General features: G+C 55.5%; 17 protein-coding genes, 1 tRNA gene and 1 pseudogene. 8 read left to right on the forward strand and 11 right to left on the reverse strand.

Annotated features, from left to right (window positions below):
- Window positions 1-18: 18 nt before the first annotated feature.
- Window positions 19-1,119, reverse strand: coding sequence for an alkene reductase (locus H097_RS15540; protein WP_032860828.1), 1,101 nt, complete (start codon window positions 1,117-1,119; stop codon window positions 19-21).
- Between the two features lie 256 nt (window positions 1,120-1,375).
- Here H097_RS15540 and H097_RS15545 point away from each other — a divergent pair, with 256 nt between their 5' ends.
- Window positions 1,376-1,786 (forward strand): VOC family protein, encoded by a 411-nt coding sequence (locus tag H097_RS15545; protein ID WP_032860829.1) that lies wholly within the window; start codon window positions 1,376-1,378, stop codon window positions 1,784-1,786.
- Between the two features lie 43 nt (window positions 1,787-1,829).
- Here H097_RS15545 and H097_RS15550 read toward each other — a convergent pair whose 3' ends face one another.
- Window positions 1,830-2,435, reverse strand: a complete 606-nt coding sequence (locus H097_RS15550) for a LysE family transporter (RefSeq protein WP_032860830.1) — start codon at window positions 2,433-2,435, stop codon at window positions 1,830-1,832.
- Window positions 2,436-2,501: 66 nt separating this feature from the next.
- Here H097_RS15550 and H097_RS15555 point away from each other — a divergent pair, with 66 nt between their 5' ends.
- Complete coding sequence (locus tag H097_RS15555; protein WP_032860831.1) at window positions 2,502-3,419, forward strand: LysR family transcriptional regulator; 918 nt, start codon at window positions 2,502-2,504, stop codon at window positions 3,417-3,419.
- 796 nt (window positions 3,420-4,215) lie between these two features.
- Entirely contained in the window at window positions 4,216-6,075 is a 1,860-nt protein-coding gene (locus tag H097_RS15560; RefSeq protein ID WP_032860834.1) for a calcium-binding protein, read from the forward strand.
- 113 nt (window positions 6,076-6,188) lie between these two features.
- Here the strand turns inward: H097_RS15560 and H097_RS15565 are convergent, their stop codons facing one another.
- From H097_RS15565 to H097_RS15580, 4 genes are all read right to left on the reverse strand, one after another.
- Window positions 6,189-7,898, reverse strand: a complete 1,710-nt coding sequence (locus tag H097_RS15565) for a polyurethanase (RefSeq protein ID WP_032860836.1) — start codon at window positions 7,896-7,898, stop codon at window positions 6,189-6,191.
- 118 nt (window positions 7,899-8,016) lie between these two features.
- Window positions 8,017-8,214: a hypothetical protein gene (locus H097_RS15570; RefSeq protein WP_032860837.1), complete on the reverse strand. Its 198-nt coding sequence runs from the start codon at window positions 8,212-8,214 to the stop codon at window positions 8,017-8,019.
- Between the two features lie 536 nt (window positions 8,215-8,750).
- Window positions 8,751-9,140 (reverse strand): hypothetical protein, encoded by a 390-nt coding sequence (locus tag H097_RS15575; protein WP_050593372.1) that lies wholly within the window; start codon window positions 9,138-9,140, stop codon window positions 8,751-8,753.
- Window positions 9,137-9,652, reverse strand: a complete 516-nt coding sequence (locus H097_RS15580; RefSeq protein WP_156356805.1) for a hypothetical protein — start codon at window positions 9,650-9,652, stop codon at window positions 9,137-9,139. The genes H097_RS15575 and H097_RS15580 overlap by 4 nt, the downstream gene beginning before the upstream one ends.
- Before the next feature lie 583 nt (window positions 9,653-10,235).
- Between H097_RS15580 and H097_RS15585 the strand changes: the two genes are divergently transcribed.
- From H097_RS15585 to H097_RS28780, 3 genes are all read left to right on the forward strand, one after another.
- On the forward strand, window positions 10,236-10,715 hold the full coding sequence (locus H097_RS15585) for a hypothetical protein (RefSeq protein WP_032860840.1): 480 nt from the start codon (window positions 10,236-10,238) through the stop codon (window positions 10,713-10,715).
- 12 nt (window positions 10,716-10,727) lie between these two features.
- Window positions 10,728-10,970, forward strand: coding sequence for a hypothetical protein (locus H097_RS15590; protein WP_032860842.1), 243 nt, complete (start codon window positions 10,728-10,730; stop codon window positions 10,968-10,970).
- A gap of 511 nt (window positions 10,971-11,481) precedes the next feature.
- The gene (locus H097_RS28780; RefSeq protein ID WP_082445606.1) at window positions 11,482-12,258 is read left to right on the forward strand and encodes a fimbrial protein; all 777 of its coding nucleotides are present in this window, start codon (window positions 11,482-11,484) and stop codon (window positions 12,256-12,258) included.
- A 198-nt stretch (window positions 12,259-12,456) separates the two neighbouring features.
- On the opposite strand, the pseudogene H097_RS27820 reads toward H097_RS28780, so the two are convergent.
- Window positions 12,457-12,579, reverse strand: a pseudogene (locus tag H097_RS27820) (IS5/IS1182 family transposase); the annotation flags it as partial.
- A 65-nt stretch (window positions 12,580-12,644) separates the two neighbouring features.
- Window positions 12,645-13,034, reverse strand: coding sequence for a hypothetical protein (locus H097_RS28220; RefSeq protein WP_141562839.1), 390 nt, complete (start codon window positions 13,032-13,034; stop codon window positions 12,645-12,647).
- Between the two features lie 297 nt (window positions 13,035-13,331).
- Here H097_RS28220 and H097_RS15600 point away from each other — a divergent pair, with 297 nt between their 5' ends.
- Together H097_RS15600 and H097_RS27825 are read left to right on the forward strand one after the other, a co-directional pair.
- Window positions 13,332-13,895 (forward strand): hypothetical protein, encoded by a 564-nt coding sequence (locus tag H097_RS15600; RefSeq protein WP_032860844.1) that lies wholly within the window; start codon window positions 13,332-13,334, stop codon window positions 13,893-13,895.
- A 24-nt stretch (window positions 13,896-13,919) separates the two neighbouring features.
- Complete coding sequence (locus tag H097_RS27825) at window positions 13,920-14,297, forward strand: hypothetical protein (protein ID WP_082445608.1); 378 nt, start codon at window positions 13,920-13,922, stop codon at window positions 14,295-14,297.
- On the opposite strand, the gene H097_RS29030 is transcribed toward H097_RS27825, so the two are convergent.
- The 3 genes from H097_RS29030 to ggt all read right to left on the reverse strand — a co-directional run bounded on the left by H097_RS29030 (window position 14,193) and on the right by ggt (window position 16,701).
- Window positions 14,193-14,618: a DUF1983 domain-containing protein gene (locus H097_RS29030; protein WP_032860845.1), complete on the reverse strand. Its 426-nt coding sequence runs from the start codon at window positions 14,616-14,618 to the stop codon at window positions 14,193-14,195. The two genes, H097_RS27825 and H097_RS29030, sit on opposite strands and share 105 nt — an antisense overlap.
- A gap of 55 nt (window positions 14,619-14,673) precedes the next feature.
- Window positions 14,674-14,747 (reverse strand) — tRNA-Cys (locus tag H097_RS15610).
- A gap of 229 nt (window positions 14,748-14,976) precedes the next feature.
- Window positions 14,977-16,701, reverse strand: a complete 1,725-nt coding sequence (gene ggt / locus H097_RS15615; RefSeq protein ID WP_029294859.1) for a gamma-glutamyltransferase — start codon at window positions 16,699-16,701, stop codon at window positions 14,977-14,979.
- Window positions 16,702-16,834 lie beyond the last annotated feature (133 nt).

The raw sequence follows: 16,834 nt of genomic DNA on the forward strand, positions 1-16,834 counted from the left end.
GGATCTGACCTGTAGGTTTCAGCCCTGCTGGGCCCAGGCGGAAAAATCCGAGTAGCCGCGCTCAGTACCACCAAATAACTCGGCCCCCTCCAAACCGGCTAAGGGATAGCCTTTCTCCAGCCGCAGTGGCAGATCCGGGTTGGCGACAAACTTACGTCCGAAAGCGACAAAGTCTGCGTAGCCTTTTTCCAGCACCCACTCTGCGAGCTCCACATCGTACTTGCCGGCCACCACAATGGCATTGCGGAACCGCTCGCGTACGACCCGACGGAAGTCCTCGGGAAACTTGGGAGCATCATCCCAGTCCGCCTCGACCAAGTGCAGGTAGGCAATGCCCTTGTCCTGCAAATAACCAGCAGCGTCCAACAAAGTGGGCAGAATGTCCGGGCACGCCATGCCGCGGGCCGTGAGAAACGGCGCAATACGAATCGCCGCGCGGTCGGCCCCCACTTCATCAATCACCGCATCCATGACTTCTTTGAGAAAACGCAGGCGATTGTCGCGGGATCCGCCGTATTCATCCGTACGAACATTAGACGTGGTGCGCAGGAACTGGTCAATCAAGTAGCCGTTTGCTGCGTGCACCTCGACACCGTCGAAACCCGCCGTCATGGCATTGCGCGCCGCAGTACGGTAATCGTCGACGATGGCGTGGATTTCGTCGCGCTCCAGTGCCCGTGGTGTCGGGCATGGGGCCATGCTGCCGACACCCGACTCGGCATCCACCTTCCAGATACTGCCATCGAAAGGAATCGCAGAAGGCGCAACAGGTAAATCACCCTTGTGGAAGTCAGGATGCGACATGCGTCCTACATGCCACAACTGCAGGAAAATTCGCCCGCCAGCGGCATGCACCGCCTCGGTCACCAGACGCCAGCCGGCGATCTGTTCGCGGCTGTAAATCCCCGGGGTAAAGGAATAGCCCTTGCCCTGGGGTGAAATCTGCGTGGCTTCAGTGACAATGAACGCAGCCGATGCCCGTTGTGCGTAATAGAGCGCGTTCATGGCGTTCGGCACATCGCCAGGCTGGGTGCTGCGCGAGCGAGTCATGGGCGCCATGACCACGCGATTGGGCGTGTTCAGTTGACCAACAATGCCTTGGGTAAAAAGTTTGGACATCAGTGTTTCCTCGTCGATATTCAGTGGTTGCAATGACCACAGGATATCGACGAGGAATCTTTTGATAATCAACCCGACTCGGGAAACATATTGCGGTTAATCCGGATAATCCGTCCTGGCATTTTCCCAGACTCAGTGTACCTCGGGTTCGATTAGCTCCTGACGGACCTTGCCATTGCATGTCGCCACTCTGCTGGCAGACCCAATAAAAGCGCTGTACTTTGACTTTCAGCCCTATAACCCTCAAGGAGTCGAGATGTTCAGCCACGTCACCGTCGGAACAAACGATCTGGATAAAGCCGCCGCATTCTACGATGCCGTACTGATCCCACTGGGCCTGTGCCGCCGCCATGTAACCCCGGATGGCGGGCCGGCTTGCGCATGCTGGATCAGCGCCAGCAGCCCGTTGCCGCGCTTCTATGTCTACTCCCCCTACAACCGCCAGGACGCCACTGCGGGTAATGGCAGCATGGTGGCTTTCTCTGCCCCCTCGCCAGGTGCAGTAGACGTGGCCTATGCCGCTGGAATGCTGGCTGGCGGAATCGATGACGGTGAGCCCGGCCCGCGCCCGCATTATGGCGACGGTTATTACGGCGCCTATCTGCGGGATCCGGACGGGAACAAAGTGCATATCGTGCATCGTGGCGATATGCAGGCAACGGCATGAAGACCAGCCAAACCCTGTACGAGTATTCAACCTGGCCATCACGTTAAGCAACGGTCAGTAATATCCCGAAGCTCACGAGTGCGGCACCAAAAACCCGGTCGATCCACTGTCGTGCGGCCATCAATTTCTCGCGCACCCTCCCGGCGGAAAAGCACAGTGCGACCAGACTGAACCACAACACATGCGCCCCGGCGATAAACAACCCATAGGCGACTTGCACAGTGATCGCGGTGTCCGGCCGTACGACCCCCATGAACAGGCTGACAATGAAGATCGACGTTTTAGGGTTCAGCGCATTCGTGAGAAATCCCATCCGCAGCGCTTCCAGATCCGACATCACCGCAGGTGGCGCGTCCAGTTGTTCAACCGCCGGCCCGGAACGAAGCATTTTAATGCCCAGGTAGACGAGATAGGCAGCTCCAGCCAGCTTCAACGTATTGAACAGCCAAGGTGTCTGTTGCAGTACCCACCCTAAGCCAAGCAGCGTGTAGCACACATGGACCAGCACCCCCACACCAATCCCCACAGCCGTGAGGACGCCCGCCCGTCGAGACCGTAGCAACCCATTGCGAGAGACCATGGCGAAATCGGGCCCTGGACTGATGCATGCAAGGAGTGTGATGGTGATTACTACTATCCATTCGCCCATGGTGTACCCTTTGAATTATTGGTTGCGCAAGGCAATAATTACAGATCTTCTGTTTGGGTAATAACGATGATTTCTGAAGAAAATAGTGACTACAACTCACTTATTTCTGAGGCGCGCCTGCCCTCTTTGCTCGCACTGCGTTGCTTCGAATCCGCCGCACGCTTCGAAAACTTCGCCCGTGCGGCTGACGAGCTGCATCTGACCCCCGGCGCCATTAGCCGCGCAGTGCGCCTGCTTGAAGAGGATTTAGGCGCTGAGCTGTTCGAGCGGCGTAGCCGAAGGGTTTTTTTAACGGATGCCGGAAGGCGCCTGGCCAAAGCGGTGAGTGAAGGCCTCGGGCTGATGAACCAGGCCGTTCGCGAGATACGCAGCGACGCCCGGCGTGCTCGCCGACTTGTCTTGTCCTGCGAGCCAACGCTGCTGATGCGCTGGTTGATCCCGCGCTGGAGCGACTTCCAAACATGTCATCCAGGGTTAGACATTCATCTGGTTGCCGGCGGCGGCCCCTTTTCATTCAACCAGGGCATCGACCTGGCCATTCGGCGCGACGATTTCCCCCGGCCCTCCGGTTATCATGCCGAAACGCTTTTCGCAGAAAAAGTCGGCCCTGTCTGCCGCCCAGAAAAAGCTGACCTATGGTTTGGTAAAAACCGAAACGCTCTGCGCCCCTCGGCCCCCCTGCTTCAGACGACTAGCCGGCCTACGGCTTGGCAGGAGTGGGCTGCTGCAAAAGGGTTACCCACTCCGGCTATGGAAATGCAGTCTTTTGAGCATTTCTATTTCAGCATCCAGGCGGCTGTTGCAGGCCTTGGAGTCGCCATTGGTCCGTGGCACCTGGTGCGCGACGATATTCAAAGCGGTGTGTTAGTCGCGCCCTTGGGATTTGTTGAAGATGGCTCGCGCTACTGCCTGTTGTCTCCTTCTGCCCCCAAGCCAAGCAGCGTGGAAATGGCGTTGTTTAAGTGGTTGCAGGCCGCAGGCTGAGCTTTTTGGGTTGTCAGTTGCACCCGCTGCGAACCCGTCGTTTCATGCTGGCTGTCATATCTGTGATTTGCACAGCGGCATGCAACGCTCGCACAATAAGTTCTTCTTAAGAAGCCCGGCGCTTGACGCCCTTTAAAAGCGCTTATCTACTACCCCGCCGCCGAGCCAAGTGCTTTTTATATAAACACCAAGTCGAATGGGCCGCTGTCGATTGCGGGATAACCCCGATCAATAGTTTCATTCTTGCAATACAACCCAACAACCGACACCCTCCACCTGTGAGACTTCGCCAGAGCGCACAGGAGTACTTGACCGACTTTATGCCCCACAACAAAAACCACTACAACCGACACCAAGCTGACCAAGTAGTCACAACAAAACCACTCAAGTCACACACGGCTTATTACAGCCTCGCCAGCAGTGGAAAAACAATTAAAACTCATAATTATCAATCCATTACCTTCATAAAATATCTATTTCAAGAACACAAACCGCAAAGCTCACTTCCAACATTATTACCTCTGGGCGCACCCAACATTTCAATTAAGTAATGACAGGTTTCTTTCAGGTATCTGAACTTCAGTACAATCCGATCATCGGTAGTTTTTTTCAGTGCAATTTTATTTATTTATAAGTTAGGGTTGTCTGGCTCACTTATAGTCAAAGCCGATATTGACGATCGGGAGCAACCTGAACCAAACGCACAAAACAACTTCAATGCACGTTTGTTTAGCCCGACTTATCAGCCTTCATCGTCGACCATCGGTTTTGGCCGTCGGGCCATAGGAGAAAGTAAATGGCTATGTTCGATTACAAGGGGCAAGACGCCCGCGGCCTTATTTCAGATGCCTGGAACCTCGCCACCTACACCAGTGGCGTCGCCACCGTAGGCGCCCTCTACAACCTCCCTGGGCTAGTCCTGGGAGAGGGCAATACCTTTGCATTGCCCAAGGGCTGGCGCGAGATCGGTGCCAACGAACTGAAGGTTGACAAGAGCTACATCGACCTGACTGGCAGCTTTACGGGCGAGAATGTATTCGGCTCCCAGGCCAGGGTCTTCGGCCAATACGACGACAGTGACCAGTTACTGAAAATAGGCTTCTCCATTGCCGGCACCAACTCCCCGGTCGACTTGCTGGGCTGGCCAGCAATGATCGACAACTCTTATATCCGCGGCTATGACTACCTGCTCGATTCAATCAAGAACTACGCTATTGACCACAATCTGAGCGGCAAGGACGTGCTGGTCACCGGCTACAGTCAAGGCGGTTCGGTAACCAACAGCATGTACCTGGGCAAGGAAACGCTGGCAGACGGTTTCTTCAAGGATTCGGACTACTTCGGTATGGAGTCGCCCAAATCCAGCAACAGTGAGGGAATCTTCAACTTCGGCTTCGAAAATGATGTAGTCCACCGCCTCATTGGCCAGGAAACCAATGTGGGCAGCGCCATCATCGACGCTCTCAAAGGCAGCGACGCCAGCTACACCTCCACCACCGATAACATCGTACTGTTCGACACGATCTATGCTCTGCCCACCTGGCCCAACGGCCCATTCTCGATTGCCAACCTCAGTGGGTGGGCGGCTCACCTGGAGGGGATCTTTATCAATCCCATCCAGCGCATAGGCCAATCGACGTTCTACGACCACATCGAACGAGACAGCACCGTAATCATCAGCAACCTCGACCCCATCAGCCGCAGCTTTACCTGGGTGAGCGACAAGGCTACCGCCACTTCCAATCACTTCGGCACACCGGCCTTCCTGCTGGGCACCGACAGTGCAGACAAACTGCAAGACGGTCGCAGCGATGATTTCCTTGACGGGTTCAGTGGCAACGACAGCTTCCGGGTCAGCACCGGAACCGATATCGTCTCTGGGGGTGATGGCAATGACAAAGTCTTCCTCAAGGGCGCAGCCTCTTCCTACGAAGCCGTGAAACTGAGTGACGGCACCCTGTTTCTCAACGATACCAGTGGCCAGTACGGCCTAAAGGAACTGCACGGCGTCGAGCATGTGGAATTCGAAACCGGGCTGGCCAGTGCACTCGGGCAATTGCCTGTTATCGGCGGGATCTTCAGCAGTATCGGGCAGGCACTGACTCCAGCCTACACCGTCACCAGCGGCAAACTGGACTTCGAAGGCCTGTTCGGCGCCGACAAAGCCTACTCCAGAGCCGTTGAGGGCAGCCAATTGGACGATATCCTCAAAGGCACCGTCGCACGGGACCTGATATTCGGCCAGGGCGGCAATGATAGGCTCGAAGGTGGCGCCGGCAACGACCTGCTGCACGGCGGCGATGGCAACGACACCCTGCTGGGCGGTACCGAAAATGATGCGCTGTATGGCGGTAGCGGCAACGACATCCTGATCGGTGGCCTGGGCAACGACCAACTCAGCGGCGGCGTGGGTAGCGACCAGTTTGTGTTCGATCAGCGAGGGTTCGGCCAGGACCGAATCAGCGACTTCAACATCCATCAGAACGGGAACGACCTGTTGGTGTTCTCCAAATCGTTGTTTGCCACCACCGACGCTGTCCTTGGCGCCACCACCCAGAACGGCAGCGACAGCATAATCCTGGCAGGCGACAGCAGTGTCACATTGGTAGGTTTCAGCGCGGCGCAATTGAGCGCAGACATGATCAGCCTGGTTTAACGCTTATCTCGAAAGATCCAAGGTAATACCCCCCGTAGAGCATTGATCTACGGGGAGGTTCAAGAGTGGGGCAGATCACCCATTGCCACCTGCGGTGTTCTGCCCCTATTGCTTTAGGAAATGAAAACCCCCGCCCCATTCAACTGAGTCATGTCCACGCCCACCAACATCACAGAATTGTCGCCGAAGGACAGCACCGTGTTGTCTTCGAACGTCGAGGCATAAGAGCGGTAATCGTAATCCTGGCTCAGGCCAGGAATGCCCATGAACACCAGTTTATCGCTGGCCTGGTAACCCTCGATCCGGTCATTGCCAAAAAGGCCGTTGAACAGGAAGGTGTTGCTGCCACCGCCCGAAACCATCAGGTCATTACCAGTCCCGCCGACAAACACATCATTGCCCTGACCACCGATCAAGTGATCGTCGCCGCCCAAGCCGAACAACCAATCGCCAGCGGCATGAGCGGTGAGGACATTGTCCTGCGCATCGCCTTTGGCGGACGTCGCGTATTGCGTCAAGTCGGTACCGGCCAGCAGGCCGTTGCCGGTGACTTGATAAGTGATGTCATAGGAGCCCCAGGGGATTGAAGTCCACGGTATATAGGACACTTCCTTGCTCACCAGCGCACCAATATCGCGGGTCATACTGATGCCGCCATAGGCGTCGTTGATGTACAGCGTGCCATCGCCGTCGTTGGCAAAGCTGAAGGTGGCCAGTGACTTTTGCAGTTCCAACACGTTATCGCCTTGGCCGCCCAGGATGATGTTGTAGCCACCGTCATCGCGAAAACGGTCATTGCCGGCACCACCCTCCAGGAAGTCATTACCAACTCCGCCCTTGAGCAGGTCGTTTCCCTCGCTACCCATGATGAAGGTATTGCCAGTGTGTTTTTCAGCGTAGCGGTTCAGGTCTTGCACCCAGGTGGTTTCACGCGCGACCTCTGTAAGGCTGGAGACGACGATGGTCGAATCCTTGCTGGTCAGGTCGTAGAAATCCGAGGACGCGATACGTTCCATGCCTTGGATATAGCCGACCAGGGAGTGAGCCTTGGCGACTCCCCAGTTGAGACTATTGGGTAAATGTGCCGAGAACGAGGCGTAATTATCAGTGAAGCTGACCAGGTTGTTGGCGGCCGAATCCCAAGCCCTATCGTTACCCCAGAACAGTGCCGAGGTGTTGATGCCTTTACCATCAATGGCCTTGAACACCGGGTCATTCTCGTAGCCGATATTCAAGACCGGTGTATCACCCGAGCCTTGAGTGGGTGAGGCAAAGGTCACGTAGTTTGCATCCTGATAGAAGCCACCCCAGTGATCGCGGCTCAAGGTTGCCAAGCTGTTGGCCCCTAGTGCGCCGAGGCTATGGCCGGTGACCAGAATATCCTTGCCGGTCAAGCCCTGGCTCGTGGCGTAGCTGGCGACGTTTTCCAACAAGGCACTGAAGGCGTACTTGGCGTAATTGGCGGCGTATCCGGGAAGTGCGGCGGCAGCCAGGTCGCTGGCCACGTCCCCCAATCCATCCCAAGTCAGGGCAAAGGAAGTGCCACGAAAGGCAATCCCCATGGCAATCAGCTTACCAACGCCATCGTACTGCCCCAAAATCTCGACATTGGCGGAAGGCGCCAATGCGGTCTCACCCCAAAAGGTGCCTTGCTTGTCCACTTTCTGCGTCACGCCCAGGGCTTGCGCACCAATAGGCGCCCAGCCACCGGTTGCCAGAGGTTGGCCGGTGGAGTCATAAGCGTATTCGGATAAAGCCAAGGCGTCGTTCAACAGCGCCTTGGCGTGCTCGCCTGTCATGCCCTTGTAGTCGAAAACGCCCATACCCTTTGCCCCTTTTCAGATGACTGTCTATGTGGCTTCAGCTCGGTTGGCCGGGATAAATTGAGGGCGGAATGGGGAAGGCAGTCAATCGTTACCTAAAAATCGAATAGTTGCAAAATCAAACATCAAGCTTGGAGTGTTCGAATGACGAGTAGGCTTGCTGGGCATGCAGGAGGTCAGCATGCAGAACAGAAAACTCTTTCTTGTCAGCCGCCTTCCATGGATCAGGAACACGCTGAAGAAAGTCTTCCAGACACTTCCCCACGCTGGAAACTTTCCGAACTAAATCAGCTACTTCATTCCAGTAAGCGCTCATGAGAACCCTCCTTTACTTGCTGACAAGCGAACAAACAAGTAGCGAAGCGCCGAGCCCGAGCAGGACCGGCCATGTGAAAAACAAACCAAACACCAAAGAAGGGATGCCCACCAAAAACCATGGATCTATAAAAACACTCAACTTCATCAATGCTCTCCGGGGCAGGCGATGAAACTTGCTAAAGACGCTAGCCCATCAACCAAGTCAAAGCGCTCACCCAAGCCGGAAGCAATTCCCCCGGTAAAGGCTGCTATGAAAATCCCGGCTGAGCGAACGGCATAAGGTTAGCTGCCTTTTGATAGCTGCGTCCCTTTCGACTTTCTGAACAATTCACTCACTGCACTTGGGTTTGCCGAACAGCTTTGGCCTGGTCGTCGACGGGGATGTTGGTGACCACAATCTTCATGGGCGTACACCGGGGGCAAGGGGTGTACCAGCAAGTAAAGAAGGTTCGCGGTGGCTGACCAATGTCGGGGCACGGCAATCGCAGGACAAGCCCGCCCCCACGAGCCTTCGCCTGCTTTTCTTCAGGACTGCTACGGCGCCAGGTTCACGCCGTTACAGCGACCCTTGATGGAGAAGTCGCTGATCTGTCGCGCCTTGTCCACCGTCATCAGGATCGTGCAGCCGCCAGGATGGGTCACGTCGTCCCAGTAATTGGTATGGACCATCACATTGCCTTGCCTCTCGGCGGTGCTGCCGACCACCTCCTGGCGCACATAGGTGGTGTCGCGGTACCAGCCCAACTGCACCCCACCGCCACTGGCCAACGGCTCCATGCGCCCGGGCGGGCCGAAGAAGTCGATGGCCTCCTTGGCGTCGCGCCCCTGCCATTGGTGGCTGGCGCGCAATTCCGGCAGGGTCGGGATGCAGCCGACCAGAGTCGGCAGCAGAAAGCTGAGAAGCAGCAGAGGACGTGCGCTCATCGGGCGCTGCTGCCCAGCATGTCGTCCAGTTCTTGCACCGCCTGGCTGTTGGCTTGAACACCGATCAACTGAATGAACATGGCCTGAATGGTGGCGACCATTCGCGCCGCCGGCATCTTGCCGATCGGCAACATCTGGTTGCGCGTGCGGTTATCTGGGGCGCAGACGAAGGCAAAGGTGCGTTGCAACCAGTAGTCCTTCGGTGCGACCCAGCCGTGGATATTGGTCTTCACATCCTTCACGGCACCGTCGAAGCGACGTATCGCCCGGGCGCTATCCAGGCGGATCTGGCGCTGCTTGCATTTGACCTGCACCTCATAGGCGGCGAGGGTCGGGAAGGCCGAGTCTTCGAACAACTGCATGACCTGCACCGATTGCACGCCACCAGGCTTTTGCATGATGCCGGCGGCATCGGCGACGTACACCTCGTTGTGCAGGCGTTCCCCTTTACCGTAAATGATCCAGTAATCGCCCGAGGCTTGTTCGGCCATGACCGGGGTACTGCAGGCCATGGCCAAGATAGCCAGCCATCGACAAGGGGGTGGAAGTCTGTAGCCCATGGAGGTCCTTTCCCGATTTCTGTAATTCAGGAGGAATAATATGAGCCGTGGGTGGGCAGGATCAAATAGCACGCTTGTGCTAATGGCCAAACGCCTTCAACCCTTAGGCGTTGTACGAAAAAGGCCTGTGCGACGAGCATACTGCGTTGAAAACAGGCTCGGAATGCTCATTTGCAACCAACCAACTCGTGCGTGACTCCGACCATTGTTCCTCGCCTGTTTTCGGGTGGCGCCACTGGCACCACACGCCGAATGTCTTACGGATCGCCCCATTCTGTCCCTTAACCGATCAGGCATCGTTCGCTGCTCGTCGCCTCAAACCGCGCACCGCCACCTCCTCGATTACTGTCTGCAAGCGAAACGGGTGTCGGATAAATAAATCCGTCCCCTTTATCCCCGGGGCAGCCCAGTACGACCATTTATGTCCGTCAGCACCTCACGGTGGGTAACGCACCTTGCCAGCCAGGTGAAATGATTTGAATCCAGCGCGCGCTTTCTGGACAATCCCCGCCTTTGGCTCGAAAGGATGCGTGCGATGAAGTTCGAAGGGACTTTCCAATACATGGGCAATCACGGGATCGTGTTCAACGTCTCGCAGATCACCCTCACCGACAGCGAACGCGGACGCCTGCGCGAGCTGCATTTTGGCGAAGCAAAAAGCGCCCACTACGAGGTCAACCGCAAGGTCGTCGAGGTGTACGACAAGATGCTTGCCAAGAACCTGCCGTGCCTGATGATGATCGGCATCTCCAAGCCGCTGACCCGGCAACAGGGCGATGTTCTCAACACCCAACGCACCAAAATCGCTAACCTTGCGGCCTCGGCGTTCGCTGGCGCTACCTCTTATGTTGCCTCCCCCTACGTGGGTGCCCCTGTCGGCGCCGGTGTGCGCATGTATGTGAATGAAACCCTGCCCACCTATCATGCAGGCGACGTACTGGTGAGCATTGAGGCGCAGGTGAATGGCGGCATCGGCCCGCAACGCACCGCCTCGACACTGATCATCAAGACCTGACGGGAGAAACACATGTCTGACATTACCCAACTGGTCGTTGCTCTGGTGCTGTTCTTTCTGCTGGATCGGTTTCTTAAGTCGTACCCGCTTCGTAAATGGTTAGGGGTACTGCTGATAGCGATAGGTGCAGCTGGCTGCGTTGCAGCGAGCCAAATCCGCTTGTTTGGGTTTGACCTGGGGTTGCTGTCGATCTTTGCCGTTGCACTGGGGGTGGGGTTGTTCCTGAAGCGGCGGCGGTTCGAGCAGGTGGGTTGAAGGTGGCAGGAGTTTTAAGCGAAAAGGGGACGGATTTATTTTTCTAACATGTCCCGTCCTGCCGACCGAACACAACTCGCAAACAAGCCAGCTTCACGATTACCAGTATGAGATTTACAGATAACCCACTCTCAGCTCCCCCGGCTATTTTGACCAATGAGTGCCGGCATCCCCGAAAACAAACTCAGAAATGCCTTATGTTCACGACTCCGAGTGGTCGCTAAAGTCTGCAGCTTACGAGTTAGAACCCGGACAAAAACTTGACTAATATCAATAACTTAACTATAATAGCAGCCAGCAGCCAGCAGCCAGCAGCCAGCAGCCAGCAGCCAGCAGCCAGCAGCCAAAGTCGCGCCTACTAGCACAATTTAATATTGTGGCCGCGATAGCGCTTGCATATTCATCAGGCACATTAGCTGCAAGCTGCCGCTTCAGCTCTGGCTCTCTATTCACAGCAAATTTTGGGAGTACGCTAATTAACTTGACGATCCCTAGGGATGCTCCTATTGGAATGATTGTTTATCAGGAGTCCATCACGGCGCCGCCGAAGGGATTTAGCTGCACTTCAACCCCCTCCTTTATTTTTGCCCTAAACCCAACACTAGGTAGCGTCTCAACTGGAAATGTTTTCCCCCTCGGAAAAACAGGACTTTCTCTTAAAGTTAAGTATCAAGACTTCGACTACCTTTCAGCAAACTATGTCTTGCCGGGGATTGCCTATAGCGACCCTGCTCGAAACTATACGATTGAAATAATTAAAACAAGCGAGCAACCAGTAAACAACATCGTTCCTGCTGGTTTATTGGGAACACACCAAATTGGAAACCTAGACCTTGTAAAACTTAATCTAGTGAATCCAATCACTCTGAATTCTTCCTCCTGTCAAACCCCTGAGGTTTCAGTTCGAATGGGCGACGACTATCAACTACAGGAGTTCAGTAAAGTCGGCGACACACCCCGCACGATCAAGTTCAATATTGGGCTCAATCAGTGCCAGACAGGGATTCAAAAGGTTACCTATTCGCTCAAAGCAACCTCTCAAGTAATAGACCAGAAGAATGGAGTCGTGGCACTAAACTCCAGCTCAACAGCAAAAGGACTCGGCTTGAAACTGATGAATGAGGCAGGTCAACCTATCGCCCTGGGTACCACTTACACATTCAACGGGTTCAATACCAGTGGGTCAAGCTTTCAGATACCATTATCTGCTGCTTACTACCGCTTGGCAGACAAACTAGAAGCAGGTACTGCAAACGCATCAGTCACTTTCACAGTGAACTACCTGTAACACACTCACAACCGAGGGATCATACTTCGGCTTAATCCTTGGAATCGAACTACATGAAGAGTTCATCAAGCTGACGCTTGCAGTGATGATGGCGCCAGAATGACAAGCGAGTGGAGCAGAATTACACAGCGATTCTCAATGGGTAGTGGTAAGTAGCAAAAACCAAAACGGCCTGCACGCAATTGCAGCGATCGCCAGCTCGATGAGAGCGATCAAGCCCTTCCACGGCACCACTTGATCCATCTCGATCAAGAACAACTCCTTGCGGGCCTGCTTGCGCTTGCCAGCGTACTCGGCGTCGGCGAAGGTCATCTGCTTCAACGGAAAACTCGGGCAAGCGGATCGACGTATTTCACCAGAAACGGAAAGTTAAATTCAGAGTTTCCTTAGCTTGATCGTGACTTTGTGCAAAAACTTTTGAGGATATGGTAGTTATGAGGTAAATGGTCACCGTAATAAGAGACCACATCTCCAACAACCATAAACGGTGTAAATCCTTCATAACCACCTTCTGCGCCTTTATAATTCACATACCCACAGACCCCTTCATAGCTTTTACCGCTAGCGAAGCGCCCCTTGAACTTGTAAATAGTTTCAAATTTCGCGGAGTCGGGGTCTGATATACGCCTGAGCAGCTTCCTTTTTGCATCGGCGATTTCGGTCTTGCTTGCAATAGAGTGCTCGACTGTGGGGGGAGCGGGTGGCGCTGGAGGAGGGAGAAGTCCGCAACCTGTAAGTGCAAGAGTGAAACCAGCTATGGTTATTTTCTTTAACATTTTCCAAAATCCTTTTTCTAGTGCTTTAGCGCCGAGTCAGCATCGTAATGTGCTAATTCGATGCGTCGATAGAGATGCACAGCACCGCTTTATCGAATCCTGCTTGGGAATCCATACTGCGACAAGAGTCGTGTTTTTTTGTTCCTAGTTAGTTGCCGAAGCGTATGGTCGACTGTATCACGATGGTATTGGTGTAGAAGTCTCTTATGAATAGTACGAATGTGCTAGATGGCCCTTTGCCTCACATCCAGAGTGTGAAGCTATTGTCTTCAAAAATAACGGCAAAGGACCGCTCCTATGATCGCTTTTACAAGGCATCTCTTGCCTGCCGCATTACTGTGTAGTGCCCTCGCTGCCCAGGCGAGCGAAGTGCTGAAGGGCGACTTCTGGGTCGTTCACTACCAGGGTACCTTGGGCAAGAATCAGGTGTTCATCGCAGACGGCGACCCCGCTCACATCGTCAATCGTCCAGGTGGCGCGAAGTCATTGGGTGTCTATCAACTTTACGAAGAGCCCGGTAAACCCAACTTCACCTCTTACGATGTCGAAATCGATTGTACGAAGAACCGCGTGCGAATAATGGGTGCAGCGGATTTCCGCAGCGTGTTCAATGAGTTTCGCAATGCGAAGTATTCCAGCCAATGGCAGAGCAAACCTGATGCCTGGCTGATGCAAAGCCGTGACTTTGTCTGTAAGCCGACTGAACGCCAGGCCAAGAAGATGGAGCACTTGGGTGTGATGCCCGCGTCGCAAATGAGCAAGGCAGGGCCGCACTTCTTCGAGATATTGAACCGCGAGGCCGCCAAGACGGCCATCATGCAGAAGATAGATGAAGGGTTCGCGCAGATGCCCGCCAAGTAACGCGACCTTCAGGGAGAAGACCTTATGAACCGATTGTTTATGTTGGCCCTGCTCGCCACCTTGCTCAGTGGCTGTGCATCATTGTCGGCCAGCAGTGCCTGGAAAGATCGCCCGGTGGGCGAACTGATCGACTTCTTCGGTGTGCCAAGGCAGATCATGGTGGTGCCGGAGGAAGATATGGTAGTGCTTAGGTATGTACGCGACAGTAGCTATGTCTCACGTGAAGCAGCGGGTACTTACACGGGGCCGCAGAACGGGCAACTTGTGCACGCAGAATATTGGGAAGACGTACAGCACTCAGGCAGCTGCGAGATCAATGTGTTTGTCAACAGAGCACGACTGGTGCAGAAGGTGCGTACGAAAGGGCGTTGTGTAGCGGTCGAGATGGCACCAGCAGGGTAGCGCATGGGCCACTGGCGAGAAGAGTGGCGGATCTTCATCCTCACTACGGAAGACGAGTTTCCCTGCCGGAACGTTGATCTCAAGTAGTGGCCGCCCTTGCGAGTCAACCGCTGGAGACCGCATGTTCATCCCTAGGATGATCTCCTGAATAAGCGCCTTACTGATGATTGCTGTGTTGAACACAACCTGATTGTTCTGGACAACAAACATCGGAATGACTGTTCCGTCGATCTCGTTCACGACTGCAAATCGCGGCGCGAAGATCAGAAACTCCGACTGCTCACCAGCCTTCAAAATGAGATAGTTTCGGAACTCCAGCACTTTCCTACAGGCAATAAAAAACCCCGTAGACGTTAATCTACGGGGCTTTCAAGAGTGGAGGCCGAGGTCGGAATCGAACCGGCGTAGGCGGATTTGCAATCCGCTGCATAACCATTTTGCTACTCGGCCTCAAACGATCAATGCCAAAACCACCGACATTCACCGCATATAAACTTGAGTGGGCTATGTGAAGCCTGCCTCTACTCTATCTCATTGAAAACATTGAAGTTTTTTATGCCTCAGTGCGTTCGATGGCGGCAATTATGTACTGATTTGCCGAGGCTGGCAAGCCCTTGATTTCAAAAAATATTCTTCTGTGAAGCACAGCAGGGGCGGCTGGCCCCTGCCCTGCCTACGCTTAGTAGCCCAGCGACAGCCCGGTATTGCGCCGTGGGTCGTTGGCGCCGTAGAAGCGGTTGTTGCCCACAGGCTTGCCGTCCAGGGACGGGGCGCCGACGAGGATGGCGGCCAGGTGGTTGGCGTCTTGGGGGCCGGCGAATTTGTGGCCCCAGCTTTCGAGGATTTTCTGGGTGTCGGGGCTCAGGGCGAAGGTTTCGAGGTTGGTGCTGTCGGGCATCCACTGTTGGTGGAAGCGTGGGGCGTTGACGGCTTCCTGGATGTTCATCTTGTAGTCAATGACGTTGAGGATGGTCAGCAAGGTGGCGGTGATGATGCGGCTGCCGCCCGGTGTGCCGATGACCATCACGGCTTTGCCGTCCTTGGTGACGATGGTCGGGCTCATGGACGACAGTGGCGCCTTGCCTGGGGCGATGGCGTTGGCTTCGCCCTGGACCAGCCCGTACATGTTGGGTACGCCGACCTTGACGGTGAAGTCGTCCATTTCGTCGTTGAGGATCACCCCGGTCTTACTGGCCATGACGCCAGCACCGAACCAGTCGTTGAGGGTGTAGGTCACCGAGACCGCGTTGCCCCATTTGTCGACGATGGAGTAATGGGTGGTGTTGCTGCCTTCATGGGGCGCGACGCCGGGCTTGATGGCCATGGAGTCGCCGGCCTTTTGCGGCTCGATGGCGGCGCGCAGTTTGGCGGCGTAGTTCTTGTCCAGCAGGTGTTCAACCGGGTTTTGTACAAAGTCCGGGTCTCCCAGGTAGCTGTTGCGGTCCACGTAGGCGTGGCGCATGGCTTCGATCTGGTAATGGGTACCCTGGGCCGAGCCATAGCCCAGTTCGGCCATCGGGTAGCCTTCGAGGATGTTCATGATCTGGCAAATCACCAAGCCGCCCGAGCTCGGTGGCGGCGCCGAGACCACGTGGTAGCCGCGATAGTCGCACTCGATGGGCGCCAGTTCGCGGGTCTGGTATTTGTCCAGGTCGGCCTGGGCGATGATGCCCTTGCCGGCCTGGCTGGAGTCGACGATGGCCTTGGCCACCCAACCTTTGTAGAAGCCATCGGTGCCCTTGGCGGAGATTTCCCGCAGGGTGCGGGCCAGGTCTTTTTGCACCAGTTTCTGCCCGACCTGCAGTGGCTCACCCTTGTTGAGGAAGATGCCGCGCAGGTCCTGGTCTTTTTTGAACTCTTCGGTAGCGCTGTGCAGCATGTCGATATCGCCCTGGTCGAGGGCAAAGCCGTTTTCTGCAAGTTTGATCGCCGGCGCGATCACTTGGGCGCGCTTGAGGGTGCCGTATTTGCTCAGGGCCAGTTCCATGCCGGAGACGGTGCCGGGTACGCCGACGGCCAGGTGGCCTTTGGCGCTGAGGCCGGGGACGACGTTGCCGTCCTTGTCCAGGTACATGTCGGCGGTGGCCGCCAATGGGGCTTTTTCACGGAAGTCGAGGAAGGTCTTGCGCCCGTCCGCCAGTTGCACGGTCATGAACCCACCACCGCCGAGGTTGCCCGCTGCCGGGTAGACCACCGCCAAGGCGTACCCCACGGCAACTGCCGCATCCACGGCGTTGCCGCCAGCCTTCAAGACATCGACGCCCACGTGGGTTGCCAGGTGCTGGGCGGTCACCACCATGCCGTTTTCACCGGCCACCGGGGCCTGGGAGGCCGCCTGCACACCGCTGAATGTCAGGACCAGGGCCGTCGCGATCAAGGTTCGGGTAAAGGGTTGGTAGTTCATCCGTGGATACTCTGTTTATTGGAAGCGTTAAACGTAGCTGCTTTCGCACAGCAACCCCAGCCAGGTGGCGCGTTTCAGACAGAGCTTGTCGGTGCCGGAATGCTATATTCGCCCCGCCCTACTCATTGCCCAT

Source organism: Pseudomonas sp. FH4 (assembly GCF_000510915.2).
Lineage (GTDB): Bacteria > Pseudomonadota > Gammaproteobacteria > Pseudomonadales > Pseudomonadaceae > Aquipseudomonas > Aquipseudomonas brenneri.

Coding starts and splice junctions, on each gene's coding strand:
- H097_RS15540 (WP_032860828.1), bottom strand. CDS start 1,119: ATGTCCAAACTTTTTACCCAAGGCATTGTTGGTCAACTGAACACGCCC.
- H097_RS15545 (WP_032860829.1), top strand. CDS start 1,376: ATGTTCAGCCACGTCACCGTCGGAACAAACGATCTGGATAAAGCCGCC.
- H097_RS15550 (WP_032860830.1), bottom strand. CDS start 2,435: ATGGGCGAATGGATAGTAGTAATCACCATCACACTCCTTGCATGCATC.
- H097_RS15555 (WP_032860831.1), top strand. CDS start 2,502: ATGATTTCTGAAGAAAATAGTGACTACAACTCACTTATTTCTGAGGCG.
- H097_RS15560 (WP_032860834.1), top strand. CDS start 4,216: ATGGCTATGTTCGATTACAAGGGGCAAGACGCCCGCGGCCTTATTTCA.
- H097_RS15565 (WP_032860836.1), bottom strand. CDS start 7,898: ATGGGCGTTTTCGACTACAAGGGCATGACAGGCGAGCACGCCAAGGCG.
- H097_RS15570 (WP_032860837.1), bottom strand. CDS start 8,214: ATGAGCGCTTACTGGAATGAAGTAGCTGATTTAGTTCGGAAAGTTTCC.
- H097_RS15575 (WP_050593372.1), bottom strand. CDS start 9,140: ATGAGCGCACGTCCTCTGCTGCTTCTCAGCTTTCTGCTGCCGACTCTG.
- H097_RS15580 (WP_156356805.1), bottom strand. CDS start 9,652: ATGGCCTGCAGTACCCCGGTCATGGCCGAACAAGCCTCGGGCGATTAC.
- H097_RS15585 (WP_032860840.1), top strand. CDS start 10,236: ATGAAGTTCGAAGGGACTTTCCAATACATGGGCAATCACGGGATCGTG.
- H097_RS15590 (WP_032860842.1), top strand. CDS start 10,728: ATGTCTGACATTACCCAACTGGTCGTTGCTCTGGTGCTGTTCTTTCTG.
- H097_RS28780 (WP_082445606.1), top strand. CDS start 11,482: ATGATTGTTTATCAGGAGTCCATCACGGCGCCGCCGAAGGGATTTAGC.
- H097_RS28220 (WP_141562839.1), bottom strand. CDS start 13,034: ATGTTAAAGAAAATAACCATAGCTGGTTTCACTCTTGCACTTACAGGT.
- H097_RS15600 (WP_032860844.1), top strand. CDS start 13,332: ATGATCGCTTTTACAAGGCATCTCTTGCCTGCCGCATTACTGTGTAGT.
- H097_RS27825 (WP_082445608.1), top strand. CDS start 13,920: ATGAACCGATTGTTTATGTTGGCCCTGCTCGCCACCTTGCTCAGTGGC.
- ggt (WP_029294859.1), bottom strand. CDS start 16,701: ATGAACTACCAACCCTTTACCCGAACCTTGATCGCGACGGCCCTGGTC.